This window comes from Arenibaculum pallidiluteum, assembly GCF_017355985.1.
Lineage (GTDB): Bacteria > Pseudomonadota > Alphaproteobacteria > Azospirillales > Azospirillaceae > Arenibaculum > Arenibaculum pallidiluteum.
This window is the reverse complement of sequence record NZ_JAFIQU010000022.1, coordinates 70,780-88,317: the sequence shown is the minus strand read 5'-3', so window position 1 is coordinate 88,317 and position 17,538 is coordinate 70,780. Positions and strand designations below refer to the sequence as shown.

General features: G+C 68.5%; 15 protein-coding genes. 4 read left to right on the top strand and 11 right to left on the bottom strand.

Annotation, left to right across the window (positions count from 1 at the left end):
* Positions 1–128: 128 nt before the first annotated feature.
* Positions 129–1,394, bottom strand: coding sequence for a right-handed parallel beta-helix repeat-containing protein (locus tag JUB13_RS28135; protein ID WP_207485315.1), 1,266 nt, complete (start codon positions 1,392–1,394; stop codon positions 129–131).
* 336 nt (positions 1,395–1,730) lie between these two features.
* Here JUB13_RS28135 and JUB13_RS28130 point away from each other — a divergent pair, with 336 nt between their 5' ends.
* Together JUB13_RS28130 and JUB13_RS28125 are read left to right on the top strand one after the other, a co-directional pair.
* On the top strand, positions 1,731–2,462 hold the full coding sequence (locus JUB13_RS28130; RefSeq protein WP_207485313.1) for a WbqC family protein: 732 nt from the start codon (positions 1,731–1,733) through the stop codon (positions 2,460–2,462).
* A gap of 119 nt (positions 2,463–2,581) precedes the next feature.
* Entirely contained in the window at positions 2,582–3,262 is a 681-nt protein-coding gene (locus JUB13_RS28125; protein ID WP_207485311.1) for a class I SAM-dependent methyltransferase, read from the top strand.
* Here the strand turns inward: JUB13_RS28125 and JUB13_RS28120 are convergent.
* From JUB13_RS28120 to JUB13_RS28085, 8 genes are all read right to left on the bottom strand, one after another.
* Positions 3,211–4,200, bottom strand: a complete 990-nt coding sequence (locus JUB13_RS28120) for an NAD-dependent epimerase/dehydratase family protein (protein ID WP_207485309.1) — start codon at positions 4,198–4,200, stop codon at positions 3,211–3,213. The two genes, JUB13_RS28125 and JUB13_RS28120, sit on opposite strands and share 52 nt — an antisense overlap.
* A complete protein-coding gene (locus JUB13_RS28115; RefSeq protein WP_207485307.1) occupies positions 4,197–5,657 on the bottom strand; it encodes a nucleotide sugar dehydrogenase in 1,461 nt (486 codons plus the stop codon). The genes JUB13_RS28120 and JUB13_RS28115 overlap by 4 nt, the downstream gene beginning before the upstream one ends.
* A gap of 15 nt (positions 5,658–5,672) precedes the next feature.
* Positions 5,673–6,431, bottom strand: coding sequence for a sugar transferase (locus JUB13_RS28110; RefSeq protein WP_207485305.1), 759 nt, complete (start codon positions 6,429–6,431; stop codon positions 5,673–5,675).
* A gap of 29 nt (positions 6,432–6,460) precedes the next feature.
* Positions 6,461–7,570, bottom strand: a complete 1,110-nt coding sequence (locus JUB13_RS28105; RefSeq protein ID WP_207485303.1) for a DegT/DnrJ/EryC1/StrS family aminotransferase — start codon at positions 7,568–7,570, stop codon at positions 6,461–6,463.
* Positions 7,571–7,656: 86 nt separating this feature from the next.
* On the bottom strand, positions 7,657–8,376 hold the full coding sequence (locus tag JUB13_RS28100) for a nucleotidyltransferase family protein (protein WP_207485301.1): 720 nt from the start codon (positions 8,374–8,376) through the stop codon (positions 7,657–7,659).
* A gap of 367 nt (positions 8,377–8,743) precedes the next feature.
* A complete protein-coding gene (locus JUB13_RS28095; protein ID WP_207485299.1) occupies positions 8,744–9,262 on the bottom strand; it encodes a hypothetical protein in 519 nt (172 codons plus the stop codon).
* A gap of 450 nt (positions 9,263–9,712) precedes the next feature.
* A complete protein-coding gene (asnB, locus tag JUB13_RS28090) occupies positions 9,713–11,542 on the bottom strand; it encodes an asparagine synthase (glutamine-hydrolyzing) (RefSeq protein WP_207485297.1) in 1,830 nt (609 codons plus the stop codon).
* Between the two features lie 75 nt (positions 11,543–11,617).
* A complete protein-coding gene (locus JUB13_RS28085) occupies positions 11,618–13,867 on the bottom strand; it encodes a GumC family protein (RefSeq protein ID WP_207485295.1) in 2,250 nt (749 codons plus the stop codon).
* A gap of 252 nt (positions 13,868–14,119) precedes the next feature.
* On the opposite strand from JUB13_RS28085, the gene JUB13_RS28080 reads away from it, so the two are divergent.
* Complete coding sequence (locus tag JUB13_RS28080; protein WP_207485293.1) at positions 14,120–15,361, top strand: glycosyltransferase family 4 protein; 1,242 nt, start codon at positions 14,120–14,122, stop codon at positions 15,359–15,361.
* Between the two features lie 63 nt (positions 15,362–15,424).
* Positions 15,425–16,210, top strand: a complete 786-nt coding sequence (locus JUB13_RS28075) for a hypothetical protein (protein WP_207485291.1) — start codon at positions 15,425–15,427, stop codon at positions 16,208–16,210.
* A 42-nt stretch (positions 16,211–16,252) separates the two neighbouring features.
* Here JUB13_RS28075 and JUB13_RS28070 read toward each other — a convergent pair whose 3' ends face one another.
* On the bottom strand, positions 16,253–16,912 hold the full coding sequence (locus JUB13_RS28070; RefSeq protein WP_207485289.1) for an NrsF family protein: 660 nt from the start codon (positions 16,910–16,912) through the stop codon (positions 16,253–16,255).
* The gene (locus JUB13_RS28065; protein WP_207485287.1) at positions 16,909–17,475 is read right to left on the bottom strand and encodes a sigma-70 family RNA polymerase sigma factor; all 567 of its coding nucleotides are present in this window, start codon (positions 17,473–17,475) and stop codon (positions 16,909–16,911) included. The genes JUB13_RS28070 and JUB13_RS28065 overlap by 4 nt, the downstream gene beginning before the upstream one ends.
* Between the last annotated feature and the right edge of the window lie 63 nt (positions 17,476–17,538).

Genomic DNA, 17,538 nt, shown 5'->3' with positions numbered 1-17,538 from the left:
ATGCAGCTCCTGGCCTATCACACGGCCGTCGCCAAGGGCACCGACGTCGACCAGCCCAGAAACCTCGCCAAGAGCGTCACCGTCGAGTAAAGACACAGCCCCGGCGCGGGGAAGCGGGCGCGCCCCTGCTACCGCCGGTCGGCCAGCGAGCTTTCCCCGCCGTCGGAGCGGCGCTCGTAGGCGCCGATATCCGGCGCGCGCCCCTGGACGCGGAGAAGGTCCCCGTCCCCTTCCGCGTCCGGGATGAGCGCGGTTCCCGCGTCGATGGCGGGGGAACCGGCCGACAGGCGGTAGTCGCCGTTCCCGGCCGGGTCGTAATGCACGAAACCCGGGTCCGCCGCGATGGAGCGCACATGCGTCAGCCCGTTCTGGAGCCGCCAGTCGGTCCCGTTCCCATGCACCAGGTTGCTTTCGTAGACGTTGCTCCTGCCGGTGTCGCCGCCTTCGGCGATTCCGTAGCGCGCGTTGTCGTAGACTAGGTTGTTGAGGACCCGGATGTCGTCGGCCGGTCCCGAGCCCGTGACGTAATCGCCTCCGCCGACCCAGATGCCGAAGTCGGATCGGAACACGGTGTTGTTGACGACATCGACCGAGCGGACGTCGTGCCAGAGGCTGATCCCTGCCGCAGCGACGTTGTGGACCAGGTTGCCGGACACGACGCCGGTGCCCGTGTGATAGATGCCCTGGATCAGATTGGTCGATCCGATGCCGGGTCCGATGTGGTGAACGAGGTTGTCGAGGATCCTGATCCCCGTGCCGCCTTTGTATCCGTCCCCCTCGATACCGGCGCCACCATCCGGCTCCGCCGCCGCGTCGGGCCTCGTGGCGATGTGGTGCACCTTGTTGCCCACGACGACCGATCCCGTGCCGGTGGTATAGATACCGAGCCGCCAGGGCGTACCGGACCGATGTCCGGTGCCATCGACCTCGAAGCCCTCGATGCGGACATGGTCGCCGCTGTTGTTCCAGGCGACGGGGCTTGCGGAGTTCTCCGGCGGAACGATCCTGGCGCCCCAACGCACATCCGAGACGAAGCGTATGGGGTCCCGCGCGGTGCCGCTCCTGTCCGTCGTGAAGCCGCCCTCGTAGGTACCCGGAGCGACACGCACGGTGGTACCCGGCCGCGCCGCCCTAGCAGCCCTTTCGATCGTGCGAAAAGGCGAGGATGCCGTTCCTGCACCTTCGTCCGATCCCAACGTGGACACGTGCAGATCCGGGAGGGCAGGACCTTCGCCGGGAAGGCCCAGGCGCGCATCGTCAGAAGGCACCAGAAACGCCGGAAGCACGAGCGCGGCCAGTGTCAGGGCGGCGGCGAGGAGCATCTTCCTGGCGAGGCCTCCCGATGCCGGAGCCTCGATCCCGCGGATGCCGGAGCCGCTGGTATCGCCGGGCATGCCCTCCTCCTTCGCAGGGGCGGAGCGGACGACCTCCTGAAGCCTCGGTAAGATAACCGAAAAGATCCGTGGTGTCGAAGGTCCTTCAGGCGCGATGCACGCCTCTCCTCCCCAGGCGGCATTGATCTGCTGCGGCGCCCGTGCCTGGTCCGATCCTGCGGCCGGAAGCAGTTGCAAAAAGGCAGGCCTATGGGAATCGGGTATATTTTCTTTTCATCCATACATGGTTATTGTCATTTTCGTCCGCGCGACGGACCGCCGGGCCCGGATGCGGGACCCGGCGCCGCTCGTCCCCCCAGGGCGGGGCCCCCCTCCATCGGAGGCGCGAAGCCGGTGATGCAAACGTCACTTGCCCCTCTGCCCGATGTCCGTCCGGACGAGGACCGCCCCGTCACGGTCGCCGTCCATCAGCCCAACTATCTGCCCTGGCTCGGGTACTTCGCGAAGATGGCCCAGGCCGACATCTTCGTCTTTCTCGACGACGTGCAGTTCCCCCAGGGCCGCAGCTACGTTTCCCGCACGCGGATCCATTCGCCGAATGACGGGACATGGCTGTCGATCCCGGTCTCCCGCGGCGAGCGGCAGCTCATCAGGGACGTGAAGTTCGCCGACCCCAACTGGCGCCGGCGCCACCTGCAGACCCTGCGGCACACGTACCGCCGGGCGCCGAAATTCGATGAGGCCATGGATTTGGCCGCCGAAATCCTGTCCCTGGAGACGGAGTATCTCTGCGAGTTCAACATCGAGGCCGTCACGAGGCTCGCGCGGCATCTCGGCCTTTCCTGCCGGCTGCAGGTCTCGAGCTCCTACGCGGTGGATTCCTGTCGCGACGACCGCATCATCGAACTCGTCAAGGCGGCCGGCGGCACGGGCTATGTCTCGGGCGGCGGGGGGCAGAACTACCAGGACCCCGAGAAGTTCGCCCGGGCAGGCATCGCGCTGCATGTCCGGGAATACCGGCCTCGCCCCTATCAGCAGCCCGGCTCGGCCTTCCTTCCCGGCCTGAGCATAGTCGACGCGCTCTTCAACCTCGGCGACGGTGTCCACGAGCACCTGCGCTACGCCTGAACCCCGATCGCGCTCTCACATACCCCGGAGCCGCCATGGCAGATGACCATGTCCCGGGCGTCGCATGCGCGCCCTCACCCTCAGGATCGCCGAGCCTCGTCTCGCGGGTGATGAGAAGCGTGCCTCGGCAAGGTCTCCGCAGAACCATCGAGAATGCGGCGGTTGCCGTCGAGGACGCGCTCTTCGACGCGGTTCTCGGGGTCGAGACGTCGGCGCCGGTCGAGCTCGACGGATTGAGCATCTCGAGCCCGAACAGGCATCTCGGCGTCTCCTACGTGCCGACGCGCGTGAGGGCGTTCCGCATGCTGATGCGCAGGCTCGGCCTGCCGTATGGCGGCGTCTTCGTCGATTTCGGCTGCGGCAAGGGACGGGCGCTCTTCGCGGCGGCCAGCCATCCCTTCCACCGGATTGTTGGCGTGGAGTTCGCCCCTGAGCTGTGCGAGATCTGCCGGCGCAACGTCGATGCCTTCCGGTGCCGCCGCCGCGGGCGGGCCGTGTTCGAGATCGTCGAGGCGGACGCCGCGAACTATGCGGTCCGGGACGACGAGAACGTCTTCTTCTTCTTCAACCCGTTCAGGGACGCGGTCATGGTTTCCGTGCTGCGGAACATCGATGCCTCGCTCAGGAGAAGGCCGCGCCGCGTCTGGCTGATCGTCAACAACCCGCGGGACCTGGAGGCCGCCTTCCGAAGCCGGGACTGGCTGATGCGGGTCGACGAATACGCCTATGGAAGCTCGCTGTTCTGGATCTATTCGAACGTCTCCACAGTCTCGAAGACGCGCGCGCGGTACCAGTCGTAGGTCCTTCGGACTCCGTCACCCAGGGGCGTTGCCGGAACGAAGGACGTGGCCGCCACGGCGCGGCGGATGTCGGGCCAGCGCCGGGCCGGAGAGCCGGGCGTGTCCGGCCCCCCTTCGATATCCAGCCGCTTGCCGACCGTCCGCGCCACCAGGCGGGCCAAGTCCTCCATGGACGTCTCGCCATCGGGGGCGCCGATGTTGAAGGTCCCGTTCTCCGCCTCGGGCGCCTCGGCGAGCCTCACGATGAGCTCGACGGCGTCGTCGATGTAGCAGAATGTCCGCCGATGCTGCGGCGAGTAGACCGTCAGCCGCCCGCCCGGCGGGCAGGCATGGGCGCGTGCCAGCAGCTCGGGGACGACGTGCCGCATCCCCATGCGTGGTCCATAGACATTGTGCGGACGGACGATGGTGAAAGGGATGCCGCCGTAATGGCACAGCGCCTCGCCGCAGATCTTCGAAAGCATGTAGGACGTCCTCGGCTGCGCCAGTTCGGAAATGGCGAGCGGCGTCGTCTCGGGGGTCGGCAACGGCATCCCGAAACGCTCGAGGGTGCCCGCATAGACTTCGCTCGTGGACGGGAAGACGAATCGCTCCAGGCGGTCCTGGCCCTGCGCGAACTCGATCATCCGCGCGAGAAGTCCGACATTGTCTCGGAGCACCGCGTAGGGTTGCGCCATGACGTTCCGCACGCCGAGCGCAGCCGCCATGTGGAAGACGAGGCCGTAGTCGCGCCCCAGCCCGTCAAGCGCCCCGGCCGCGCCGAGATTGCGGCGGAAGACCCGATACCGCCCGGTGGCCTCGAGCGCAGCAATATCGGGGTCGTTTTCCGGGCCCGCGTCGCGATCGAGAACGTCGACCTCGTATCCCGCTTCGAGCAGCCGTCTGGCCAGGTGGTGGCCGATGAAGCCGCACCCTCCGGTGATCAGGACCCGGCTCACAGCCCTTCCCCCCTTCCGATGCTCTCGACGCGACAGCCAAGCGCCCGCAGTTCCCGGCGCCGGCCGGATCCGAGGACGTCGAAGGCATCCACGAACAGCAGGCGGCGGCCGCCGAGCCAGCGCCGGAAATCGAAGCTCCTGTATTCCTCGTGCGGCACGGCGGTCACGACCGCATCGAACCCCTCGGCCGGCGGGATCTCGGCGGGCACGTCTAGGTCCTGCTCGCGCCAGCGTCCGACGAGCGGATCGTGCACGGCCACCTCGGCCCCCTGCTCGCGCGCCGCGCGGTAGAAGACCTCGGACGGCGAGGAGCGCGTATCGCCGACCCCCTCGCGATAGCTGAGGCCGAGCAGCAGGATTCGGCGTCCCTCGAGGCTGCCGTCGAGGAGGCGCCGGACGGTATCGAGCGTCCGCATCGGCATGTCCCGGTTGATTTCGACGGCCAGCCGGGAGATCGGGAAATCCTGCTCGAAGCCGAAGATCTCCCGCGCCGCCAGCCAGCCCATCAGGGGATCCTTGGTCAGGCAGTAGCCGCCGACGCCGAAGCCGGGCGTCCGGATATTGCGGTGGGTGGGCCGGTTGCGGATGGCCGAGACCACCTCGAACAGGTCGACGCCGGTCCTCTCGGCGAAGCCGCCCCATTCGTCCATCAGCGCGATCGTCACCGCCCGGAAGGTGTTCTCGAGGACCTTCCCGACCTCGGAAGCCGTGGTGCCGGACAGCCGCGTCAGCGGATGGCGCTCCACGTCGATCACGGTCGCGAGGAACGCCTCGCAGGCCTCGGCGGACCTTGCATCGATGCCCGCGAAGACCCGCGGCATGTTGACGACGGAATCGTAGTACCGGTCGCCCGGCATGAGCCGTTCGTAGGCGTGGGCCAGCCTCATCCGGTCCGTCGGGAGACCGCGGCGCGACAGCTCCTCCCTCAGGATTGGGGCGGCCACGCGCTCGGTGGTTCCCGGCGGCACGGTCGTCTCGATGATGACGAGGGCATCCGGCGCCATATGCGCGCCGACCGTCGCCAGCGCGGCCAGGAACGGCCTCAGGGCCAGACGCGGGACGTCCCGGTGACGCTCAACGTCCAGCGGCACGTCGACCAGGATGACCGAGGCGCTGGCGAAGGCGGCGGGGTCGTCGCAGGCCGACAGGTTTCCGGCCTCGTGGGCTGCTGCGATGCGGGCCTTGAGCTCCTCGTCCGTCGTCGCGAAGGGGAAGGCGCCGCGGTTCATTGCGGCTATGCGCGAGCGGCCGTCCTCAGTCGGCAGGTCCACCCCGATCACGGCATAGGCCGGCCGGCCGTCCTCGCCGCGGGCGCTCGCGACGGCCGCGGCCATGGCCGCGCCGACGAAGCCCAGTCCCTGGACGCAGACGACCGGCGTTCCGGAGACCGGCGTTCTGGAGCGGTCCGCGGAGCGGGGAAGGACGTCCGCGAATGCGCTGATCGGCTGGGCGGGCATGGTTTCCTCCGGCGGTTAGCGGCGCAAGCTGGCTGCGGGATCGGCGCGGCCTCTGCGCGTGCCGTGACCGACGACCCAGTCCTCCAGCGCGGCGAAGCGGTCGCCGGCCTCGCCCGGCATCGACGACAGCGAGAACACCGACCAGATGCCGCGCCAGGCCCATGCCAGGTCGCTCAGAACCGTGCGCCGGGCGTAGTAGGCGAGATCCAGCCGCGCCTTCATGGGGAAGAGGAAGGCCCGGTAGAACTCGCGGGGATCGCAGCCTTCCGGGTAGAGCGTGGCCTCGTGGCGGCACGCCACCTGGGAGGGGCCGAAGATGCCCGGCGTGTGATCGAGGACGGCGCGGTAGGGCCCCTGGAAGCAATCCGCGAAATCCAGCGTCTCGGGCCGCGGCCCGACGAGGGACATGTCGCCCCTGAGGACGTTCCAGAGCTGCGGCAGCTCGTCCAGCTTCGTCCTCTCGAGCACGCGGCCCAGCCGGGTGAAGCGGGGGTCGTCGCGCAGCGTCAGCGGCCTGTCGCCGGCCTGCGTGCGGCAATGGAACTTCCGGAACTTGTACAGCACGAAATGGCGGCCCTCGCGCCCGATGCGGATCTGCGAGAAGAGGGCCGGGCCCGGGGTCTCGAGACGCACCGCGAGCGCGATGAGCAGCATCAGCGGCGCAAGGATCACCAGGCCCGCAAGAGCCACGAGGATATCGATGGCGCGACGCGGCAGGGAGCGAGGACCATGCGGCCGCCTGCGCACGACGACCCGCTTCATCAATCTCTCCATGGAATCCTCCCTTTCAGCCCGGTGCCAATTCAGCCCAGTGCCGACGCCAGGGCGCCGACCACGGTCTCCACCTGCCCCTCGTCCATCTCCGGGTGCAGCGGCAGCGTCAGCTCGCGCGCGGCGAAGGCCTCCGTGATCGGCAGGGAGCCCGCGGGAACGCGGTCCCGGTAGAGCGTGAGGCGATGGACCGGCGGGTAATGGACGGTCGTCTGGATCCCGTCGCCCCTCAGCCGTTCCATGACGTGTTGGCGATCCGCCCATTCCGGCAGGACGATGGGAAGGATGTGGTGCGCGGACGTCCATGCCTCGGCGAACGGTACGGAAACCGCCGGGCAGCGTGCGGCCAGGAGGCTCCGATACGATCGCGCGAGGCGCGCGCGGCGCTCGTTCCAGACGGCGAGCCGCTCCAGTTGGACCAGCCCGATCGCAGCGCGAAGCTCGTCCATGCGGTAGTTGTAGCCGAGCACCGTCACGTCGTAGGCCGGCGCGCGTGCCGTCAGACGCTGCTGGGCCGTCGCGGTCATGCCGTGGCCGCGCATCAGCCGGATGGTCTCGAGCACCCCCGGGTCGCGCGCGGCGACCATTCCGCCTTCGGCGGTAGTCATGTTCTTATTGCCGTAGAAGCTGTAGACCGCGGCGTCCGATTGGTGGCGGTTCTGCACGAGCCCCGCGGCATGCGCTGCGTCCTCGACAAGCAGAAGGCCGCGCCGCTCGGCGAAGGAGCGCCATGCCGCCAGGTCGGCCAGGTAGCCCGCGTAATGCACGAGGATGAGGGCCTTCGTCCTCGTGGTGCATTTCGCAGCGGCGTCCGCAAGGCTCATGAGCGGCGCATCGATGCCCTCGATGTCCACGAAGACGGGCGTCGCCCCGGCATAGAGGGCACTGTTCGCTGTCGCCACGAAGGTCAGCGACGGGACCAGCACCTCGTCCCCCGGCCCTATGCCCAGCGCGAGCATCGCAAGGTGGAGGCCCGCGGTGCAGGAGCTGACGGCCACTGCGTCGCCGATGCCGTGCCGCTCCGCGAAGGCGCGCTCGAAGGCCTTGACCCGGTCGCCCTGCGTGATCCACTCGCTGTCGATGACTTCGGCAAGCGCGATCTTTTCCGCATTGCCCAGGACGGGCTTGGCTACGAGCAGCATCGGTTCCCCCGACACGGTTTCCAGATACGGGCCCGGCCGGCGACGGAGGCGTCCAGAATCTGGCGCCGCCTCCGGTGCCAAGCGGCTCAGGCGAGCGCGAGCGTATCGAAGGCGGGAGTCTGCTCGTCCCAGCTCAGCTCCTGAGCCTTGTTGAAGTCCTCCACCCGCCCGATGTCGAGCCAGAAGCCGCCGTGCAGGAACGTGCCGACGGGAATGTTCCGGGCCATCATCGTGCACATCAGATTGTCGAAGCCGAAAGGAACGCCTTCAGGGATGTAGTCGAGAACGTCGGGCTCCATGCAATAGACGCCCATGCTGACCTGCTGGGTGAGCGTCGGCTTCTCCTGGAAGCGGGTGACGCGCCCATCCTCGGACTCGATGATGCCGAAGTCCGTCCGCAGGAGCCGGCGCGCGGTGGCGATCGTCAGCAGGGATCCGTAGCGCCGATGGGCGGCCGCGAAGGCGTCCAGGTTTAGATCCGTCAGCACGTCGCCGTTGATGACGAGGAAGGTGCTGTCCAGCGCGTCGCGCAGCATGGCGAGCGGGCCGACCGTCCCGAGAGGCTCCGGCTCCTCGGTGTACCTGATCTTCAGGCCCCACTGCCGGCCGTCGCCACACACCGTGCGGATGAGATGACCGAGATAGCCGGTGGTGATGTAGACGTCCTGGATGTCGTTACGCCGGAGCCACTTCAGAAGAAGCTCCAGGACCGGCTTGGATCCCACCGGCATGAGGGGCTTCGGCAGGATCATCGTGTATGGCCTGAGACGAGTCCCCATTCCACCGGATTGAATGACGGCTTTCATCTAATCCTCCAGGAGTGGTGCGCGGCTCTGCTGTCGCCCGAGCCCCGGCACTGCGGGTAGCAGCCGATCTTTTCTTTTCTGAAGACGCTATCTTATTGGAGGGGGTCTGTAAAGATAACAAGAGGTCAGGTTGTTTTTCGCTGGTGCCGGCGAGGCCTCCTATCCGCGGCTTGACCGAGCGTGTCCCGCCGGCGGCGCTGCGGGCCTGCCAGGCCCGGCCGAGGCGGGGTGCGACGAGGATCGCTGCGGTGCTGATTCCCAGATCGGCGCGACGATCCCCGCCCCATGCAGAGTGGTCTTCGCGCGCGGCCGCCGGCGCCGTCCGCGGAAGACGGACGGCCCGGACGGATCAGCGCGGGACTGCGCCTCAGCGTGACTTGAAGGCCGCCCGTGCGCGTCCGCGGATGAACATCCCTGGCGCCGCGCCGTCGGTGCTGCGCTTCATGCGCCGCCCGCTCGGGTGGTTCGCGGTCATCGCCCTCAGTGCGACCCTGAGATCGAGGAGCGTCAGGTGCGAGCCGGGACGAAACCCCGGCACGCGCGCTATGCGCCCCGCCGGCACTCTCCGACGGCGAGCGGAAGCTGGCATGTCCGCGCTCTCGGCCAGTCCGGGGATCCGGCGCGCTTCGGAAATCTGGTGGTGCAGCCGGTTGACGCGTTCCAGCCGCGAGAAGTCCAGGGCGATATGGTCCGAAAGCCGCCGGACCAGGCGCAGCAGGTCGCCGTGCCGGGAGCAGAAGATCGTCAGCCCGACCGTTCCCTGGACGCGAAAGTCGAAACTGAGCCTCGGCGCGACGATTCCCAGCTCTTCCGCCCTGCAAAAGACCTGCGCAATTATCTTTTCAGCTGTATCCACAGGCAAACCGCTCAAGTACACCGCGAGCATGCTGTCCCTCCCACGATCGTTTTGATCTCGGCCTTCTCTGGACCAAATTCCCGGCCATCTTTCTGTGCCGGTTTCTCCGTCTGTGGCGTCTTCGTCTCAAGGGTGGCGGCCTTTCGCCCAAAGGCCGGGTATAAGCCTTTGGGCTGTAGTGGCGCACCGCCTCCCACGTGCGAAGGGTCTATATCTTAGGAGGATGGAATTGAGGTGTCCGCAACTCCGATGGTCCGAACACTGCGTGGATGCGCCGCGGTGTCTAGCCATCGGGGCGCAAGGGGGAAAAATGGGGAGTGCAATTGGAGAGGCCCAGATTACGCCTTCCGCTGCCTCCACCAACGGACAGCCCTTTCGATCCTTTAGCCCCATGCTCTTCCCGACGAAGAATCGTTCAAAAGGCTGAATTCCATTGTCCCAGCTTGGCGACCGAACACCCCGCGCCGGAGTACATACGAACTAGACCGCCACGCTGAAGCGCTCCTCCCAGAGCGCGAGGCTGTAGAGTCGCCATTGGCTGTCGCGGTCGAGCGCGCCGAACTGGTGCGTAAGACGGCTCTGGTCGCAGAAACGGGCGATCAGGGGGGATGTCGTCACGGCACGGGCCATGACATCACGATGCCGGGCCAGCCAGAGGTCGGTGGGAGCGGCGAAGCCGATCTTGTTGCGCCTCCATGCGATGCCCTCGGGAAGCAGGTCCGCCATCGCTCGGCGCAGCACCCACTTCGTCCATCCGCCCTGCATCTTGAGCTGGGGCTCCAGGGAGATGCACTGCTCCACCAGCCGGTGGTCCAGGAAGGGCAGGCGCGCCTCGACGGAATAGGCCATGGAGTTCTTGTCCTCGTAGCGCAGCAATGCCGGCAGGCCGGTCGCCTCCATCTCCAGGATCTGCAGCGCCCGGACGTCGAGGCAGGACCGGGCGAAGCTGCCGACCCAGCCCGGCAGCGCCGGACGCGGCGACAGGTAGCGGCCGCGACGGATGAAGTAGCGATATCTGGCAGCCGGCACGAACCAGAGCAGCGACTGGGCGATCAGGCGCCATGCGCTCATCCCTGCGGTGTTCCGGATTGCCTCCCGGGCGCCCCTGATGGCCTCCAGGATCCCCTTCTCGCGCCACAGCGCATAGCAGTAGGGCGAGCAGTAGCGCTCGTAGCCCAGCAGCGTCTCGTCGCCACCCTGGCCATCGAGAAGCACGACGACGCCGTTTTCCCGAGCGGCCCGCATGACGAAGGCCTGCATGCAGATCGACGGGCCGGGAAAGGGCTCCTCCTGGTGCTCGACGACATGGGGGAGCAGCGCGCGGAAATCGTCGTAGCCCGGGCGCGTGGTGATCCAGCGCAGGTCCCCCGCCTTCACGACTTCGGCGGCGTAGGTCTCCTCGTTGTTGCGGGGGTCCTCGCTGATCGCCGTCACGGCGTTGAAGCGTGCCCCGGCACGGGCATTCTGTCGCGCCGCGATCAGGGAGATGCTGGAGCTGTCGAGACCGCCGCTGAGGCAGGCGCCGACCTGAACGTCCGAGCGCAGGCGGAGGCGTACGGCGTCCTCGAATGTGCGCCGGAGCGCCGCGACGGGCTCCTCGGCGGGCGACGGGTCGGCGGCCGCGAGCCTTTCCGCCAGGCTGTAGTAGCGGCCGTGTGCGCAGCGGTCGGCCTTGATGTCGTAGACGAGGAAGTGCCCCGCGGCCAGGCTGGAGACGCCTTCGAAGAAGGTCTCGGTCGACTGCGCGGGCGAGCCGGTCAGCAGGAAATCGGCCACCAGCGCCGCGTTCGCCCTGGTCGAGGGCAGCAGGGGCAGCAATTGGCGGATCTCCGAGCCGAAGGCGAAGCAGGCCTCGGTCCGCACGTAGTAGAACGGCTTCTCGCCGAAGCGGTCGCGCGAGGCGAAGATCGTGCGGCGCAGGCGGTCATGGATCGCGAAGGACCACATGCCGTTGAGCCGCGCCAGGCACTCGGGTCCCCAGGCCGCAAAGGCCGTCAGCACCACCTCGGTGTCGGTACCCGTCCGGAACCGGTGCCCCATCGCCTCGAGCTCTGAGCGCAGCTCGATGAAATTGTAGATCTCGCCGTTGTAGGTGATCGCAAACCGACCATCGGCCGAGGTCATCGGCTGGTGTCCCGCCGCCGACAGGTCGAGGATCGCCAGGCGCCGGTGCCCGAGCGCGACCCGCCCCTCGACCAGCCAGCCCTCGTCGTCGGGGCCGCGATGGCGGACCCGCGTCGTCATCTCCCTGATCAGCCGCCCTACCTCAAGGCCGCCATGACGCGCCACGATCCCGGCAATGCCGCACATGCCCGTCCTCCTCCGGATGCCTCCTGAAGCTGCTGCCGTCCGCCGATGCAGGCCCGCGGCGGTCCCGCCTGATCCTCACCTTGCGAGCCACCTGTTGAAGGGAATCGCGAAGGCATCCGATTCCTCGTAGCGGAGCGAGCGGTATTCCGGCCCGTCGACCATCGTCATCACGACGCCCCCGATCGGCGTCCTGAGGTCCCGCAGGCGCTGCAGCGCCGCGACAAGGGCCGGGACCTTGGTCGAGCGCCACCGGACGGCCATGACGGTCATGTGCGCGCGCAGCGCGAGAATACCGGCGTCATGGACGGCGAGGATCGGCGGGGAGTCGACGATCACGGCATCGAAGGCTGCGGACAGCTCCCGGACGAGCGCGGCGAACCGGGCGGTCTGCAGCAGGTCGGCGGGGGAAGGAACCGACCTGCCGGAGGTGACCACGAAGCAGCCGGACGGCTCGTCGCGGCGCACGGCGTCGGCGATGTCGAGCCCGTCCAGAACGACCTCCGCGATCCCGGGCGAGGCCGATAGGCCCAAGGCCTTGTGGACCGTCGGGTTGCGCAGGTCCGCATCGACAAGCACAACGCGGTGGCCGGACAAAGCGAGCACGCGGGCAAGCGATGCGGCCGTGCTGCTCTTGCCCTCGCCGGCGACCGACGACGTGATCAGCACCACCCTGCTGGACGCAGGGGCGGCGCTGACGATCTGGAACCAGATCGCGCGCAGGTTCTCCGTGAGGGGGGACTGTGCGTCCGTCAGGACCTGCACGGGCGGCGGGCCGCGGCGGCGCCTCCGAACGACCGGGACGGCACCGAGGATGGGCGCCGCGGCCAGGGCGCGAAGCTGGACGAGACTTCGGACGGACTCGTTCCCGCGCTCGCGCATCACCGCCAGAACCGTGGCCGCTGTGGCAGACATCAGGAACGCCACCGCCGCCATCGCGAGCTTCGGGGGATAGCTCGGACGTGGCGGCACGACGGCTCGGGCGATCTGGCGCGCCTCCGGCCCCTGCAGGCGGATCAGGTTCATCTGCGCCTTGGTGTCGTTGAGCCGGTCGACGAGCTGCGCCAGCAGGGCCCGCTTCGCGGCGGCCTCGCGGTCCAGGACCCTGAGATCGACCTCGGAGGCCTCGACCTCCATGAGTCGGTCACGGATCCGTTCGACCTCAGCGCGAAGCAGCGCTTCGTTCTCGACGGCGTCGGCCCACAAGCGGCGCCGCGATTCGATGATCTTGTCGGTCTCCTGGCCGATCCTCGCCCGCAGGTCCCGAAGCTCGGCACGCGCCTGGATCATCGCGGGGTGGTTCTCGCCCAGGGTCGTCCGCATCTGGCCTATGCGGGCCGACAGCACCGCGGCGTCGCCCTGGAGCCGCTGCACGAGCAGCGAGTCGAGCACCGCCGCATCAGCCTCGCCCGGGCGCCCGCCCTCCCGCTGCAGCTGGTCGAGCCGCCCCTCGTGGCGCATCCTCTCGCCGGTCGCGGCGGCCAGCTGCCGGCTCATCTCGGTGAACTGCTCCGCCAGCGTCCGGGCATTGCCGCCATGCCGGCCCTCGCTCTCCCTGCGGGCTTCCTCGACGCGGCGCTCGGTATCGTAGATCTCCCTGTCGATCTCCTCGATGCGCGTTTCGAGCGTCTGAATGGCACTCGTCGCCGCGGCGATCTCCGCCTCGCGCTTCTGCGAAATGTACTGCTCGGCCACCGCGTTCGCGACGCGCGCGGCGCGAACTGGATCCTCGGACTGGAAAAGGATGCCGACCACGCGCGAGGCGTCGCCGGAGATCGTATCGAGGCTTCTGCGGAAAGAATCGACGACGCCGGCTGTGGCCTGATCCTCCGATTCCGGCGGCGGCTCTCGCTGCGTCGGGAGCAGCGCGGCCGGCAGCAGCGCGGCCAGCCTGGCCTCGATCCATCCGCGGATTCTGGCCGTCAGCGCCGGGGGGCGCAGCACCGGATTGAACTCGGGGACGTCCTCGAGCGACAGGCGCTCGACGACTTCTTCGGCCAGGTTGCGCGATTGTATGACCGCGATTTCGTTCTTCCTGAGCGTCTCCTCCGAGGGCGGCAGCGCCGTCGGATCGCTGCTCAGCGCGGTGCGGCTGGGCTCCCGTGGCTCGATCAGAACGACCGCTTCCGCCGAATAGAGCGGCGTCAGGCACTGGCCGAGGGCGATGGCGGCAATGGTCGCGGTCCCGACGAGTCCCGCCACCATCAGCTTGTGGCGCCGGACCGCCTCGAAAATGCTGATCTCGGGGCCGCTCGACGAAATTTCGCCGCCTGCCGGCGGGGAAGTGTGAGACGCCGGTACCATCAGCATACCCCGCCCGTCGCTCATCGCCCTTCCCCGTCCTTTTCGGATGCGCCGCTTCGGATGCCCGCCCCGGACAGTCCTTTCGGCCGCCGATGGCGCCCGCGCAGCCGCCTCGCCCGGCATGTTATCTTACCGATCCGAAGGTGTAAACAAACCCAGCGGACGGCCCGTATCTTTTGCTTTTGCAAGGCGCGTGTGTATCATAAGAAAAGATACGCCCGGGTGGCCCGGCATTGCCTGGCGCGCCGAGGCGTCGAACGGGGAGGATGGGAACGCATGGCGCCGCGGACGGAGCCCCATCGGGCCGAGGTCATACACCTGTCCTCGGCCCACCAGGCCGACGACCCTCGAATCTTCTGGCGAGAGTGCGTGGGTCTCGCGCGTGCCGGCTATGCGGTCGCCTTCGTTGTCCCGGATCCCCGCTCCGCCGAGGAATGCCGCGCCACGCGGCGGCACGGCGTCGACATCGTACCGGTCAGGCGCCGTTCCGGGCGCCTCGCGCGCATGGCGGGGACGACGGCCGAGGTGGTTCTTGCCGGTCTCCGGCGCGGAGGCGTCGTCTACCATTTCCACGACCCCGAGCTGATCCCCTGGGGCGTGCTGCTGCGCCTTCTCGGGAAGCGCGTGGTCTATGACGTGCACGAGGACCTGCCGCTCGACATCCTGACGAAGGACTGGATCCCGCCGATCCTGCGCCGCCTCGTCTCGCATGCCGCCGCTGGCGCGGAATGGACTGCGGGGCGGCTTCTCTCGGGCGTCGTCGCGGCGACCCCGACCATCGGACGGCGTTTCCCGCCCGGGCGGACGGTCCTGGTGCAGAACTATCCTCCGGCGCCGGCCGCGGCCGGCGTGTCCGGGATCCCCTATCGCGAGCGCCAGGGGATCGCCTATGCCGGCGGGCTCACGCAGGACCGCTGCATCGTGGAGATCGTCGGCGCCATGGGCCGCCTCGACGGCTTTCCCGAGGCTCGGCTCCTGCTCGCGGGAAGCGCGGACCCTCCGTCCCTGCTGGACGCGCTGGCCGCGATGCCGGGCTGGGCGAGAGCCGACTACCGCGGGCACCAGGATCGCCCGGGGATCGAGCGTCTCTACGGCGAGTCCCGCCTCGGCCTCGCGCTCTACCGGCCGCAGCGCAACTACATGGAAAGCCAGCCGCTCAAAATCTTCGAGTACATGGCGGCGGGCATTCCGGTCCTGGCCGCCGACTTTCCGGCCTTCCGGGATCTGGTCGAGCGCAACGGATGCGGGTTGTGCGTGCCGCCGCGTGACGAGACCGCCATCGCAGCCGCCATCGGATGGCTTCTCGGGCATCCCGAGGAGGCGGAGGAGATGGGCCGGCGCGGCCGCAGCCTCGTCGAGGGCTCGCTGAACTGGGAGAGCCAGGAACGCGAGCTCGTGCGCTTGTATGAGCGGCTCCTCGGTCCGCCGCAGCGGCTCGGCGGCGTCCTCGCGGCGGACCCGGCCGGGACGGCCGGGCCACGCCTGGGCAAGGGAACGGACCATGCCGGAGCCCGGTGACGGCCGCGGCCTCGGCGCGGCGGTTCCGCGCGAACGTACGATCCATCGTGAAGAGCGGAAGCAATGCCAAAGACACAAGACGCCGCCGCCCTGGCGGAAATGCCGGCGGAACCGGTCCAGCCCTTCCGGGAGGACACCTTCCGCGGCGTGATCACCCATGCCCTGCGGTCCGGCTATTCCTTCCAGAGGCTCGACCGGGCGGTGGACGCGGCGGAGCGCGCGACTCCGCTCATCCGCCTGCGCCACGACGTCGACATCTCGCCGATCATGGCCCTGCGCCTCGGCGAGATCGAGCATGAGCACGGCGTCGCCGGCAACTTCTTCTTCCAGCTCAACGCCGAGACCTATTCCTTCCTCGTTCCCGGGACGCTCGCGATTATCCGGCGGCTGCGCGAGATGGGGCACTGCGTGGGCGTCCATATCGACGAGACGCTGGTGGGCCGGGAGGAGCCGGCGATCGCGAGCACCCTCGACTGGGTCGCTGGCCAGATCGTCGGGATCGACCGGGCGGTGAGCTTCCATCGACCTTCGCCCCAGGTTCTCGGCCGCCGCTACCAGCGCTTCGTCAGCGCCTATGACGACCGCGTCTTCGATCCCGATTCCTACCTGTCGGATTCGCGCCGCAGCATGGCCTTCCACCGGACGGTGATGGCATGGATCGACGATCGCCGCCCCTGCCTCCAGCTCCTGCTGCATCCGGAGTGGTGGTGCGGCGTCGATTCACTGGAGCAGTTCTGGGACATGCTGCGCGCACGCCGCACGGCGGAGCTCCGGCACTACATGATCAGGAACTTCCCGAACGTCTTCTCGCCCATACTGGCCGAGGAGCAGCGCACCTTCGGGCTCTAGCGGAGGGCGGACCCGGCCTCCCCGCGGCTCGGCGCCGGCGATCTACCATGCCAGCGCCCGCGGCCCGGCGACGGCGCCGAGCCCGGCCACGATGAGAATGGCTGCCACGTACCAGACGGAGACGAAGGCCGCCCCGTCGTTCACGCAGGCGACCGTGTAGGCCAGGGCGCCAAGCGTGCCCGCAAGCAGCCCCGCGAAGAAGCCCGCGCGGCCGAGCCGGGTCGGAATGCCGCGCCGCATGCTTGCCAGCATCAGCATCAAAGCCGGCAGGGAGGCCAGCACGATCGTCCCGACGCAGACCGGGACCGACAGGGCGCGCGCGCCGGAAAGCGGATAACCCGAGCGGTCGAGGACCACATTCGCCGCCAGGAACAGAAGGGCCGGCGCCAGGGCCCCGCCGAGCCGTGTCGGCGCGCCGGGCCTCGCCGCGTCCCGGACGAGCCATGCGGCACCGCCGGCAAGCAAGACCATCGCGATCACCTTGAACTGGAAGATCCAGCTCTGCGCCAGTAACGGCAGGCCGGGCCTCGGGCCTGCGAGCAGAAGCACGATGGCGAAGGCGCCGATAATCGCTGCCACGATGCCGAGCGAGAGGACCAGCTCGAAGGAGAGCCGGCCAGCGCGGCTCTGGCCGGCCTCCATGGCCAGCCCCTGGATCAGATCGTCGGTCCGCACCGGCCTGGCGGCCTTGCCCTGCCTCATCCTTCCAACCTCCGCTGCGCGATCGCCATCAGCTTCTTCAGGGACCTGTGGAACGCGACCCGGACCGCGCCCTCGCTGGTGCCGAGGCGCTCCGCCGCCTCGCGATGCGACGCGCCCTCTATGCCGACCACGCGGATGGTAGACTGCTGCCTCGGCGGGAGCTCGGCTATGAGCTTCTCTACATCCATGGCACCGGTCTCGACATCGCTTTCCGATGCCGCGAACATCGACGACCACTGCTCGTCAGAGAGGTCCACCCGCCTGCTGAGGTCCCGCCGCAGCCGGCGCATGGCGTCGATCGTCTTGTAGCGTGCGATCGCGTTCAGCCATGGAAGCAGCGGCCTCTCCTCGTCCCACTGCCCGCGTCGGGAATGCACCGCGATCAGGACTTCCTGCACGATATCCTCGGTCTCATGGTCACCGAGGCCGAGCTGGCGAAAGCGCAGGCGGACGACGCGGCGCAGCGATCTCGCGAATTCCGTGAGAAACCTCGCATAGGCGGCGCTATCGCCCTGTCGCTCCGCCCGCATGGCCTGTGCCCAGATCACCTCGCGCGAATCCATTCAGTGCCCTTCGTCCGCAGCCTCGTGCCTGTTACGCGCTCTCGAAAGAAACGTCTCTCCGCC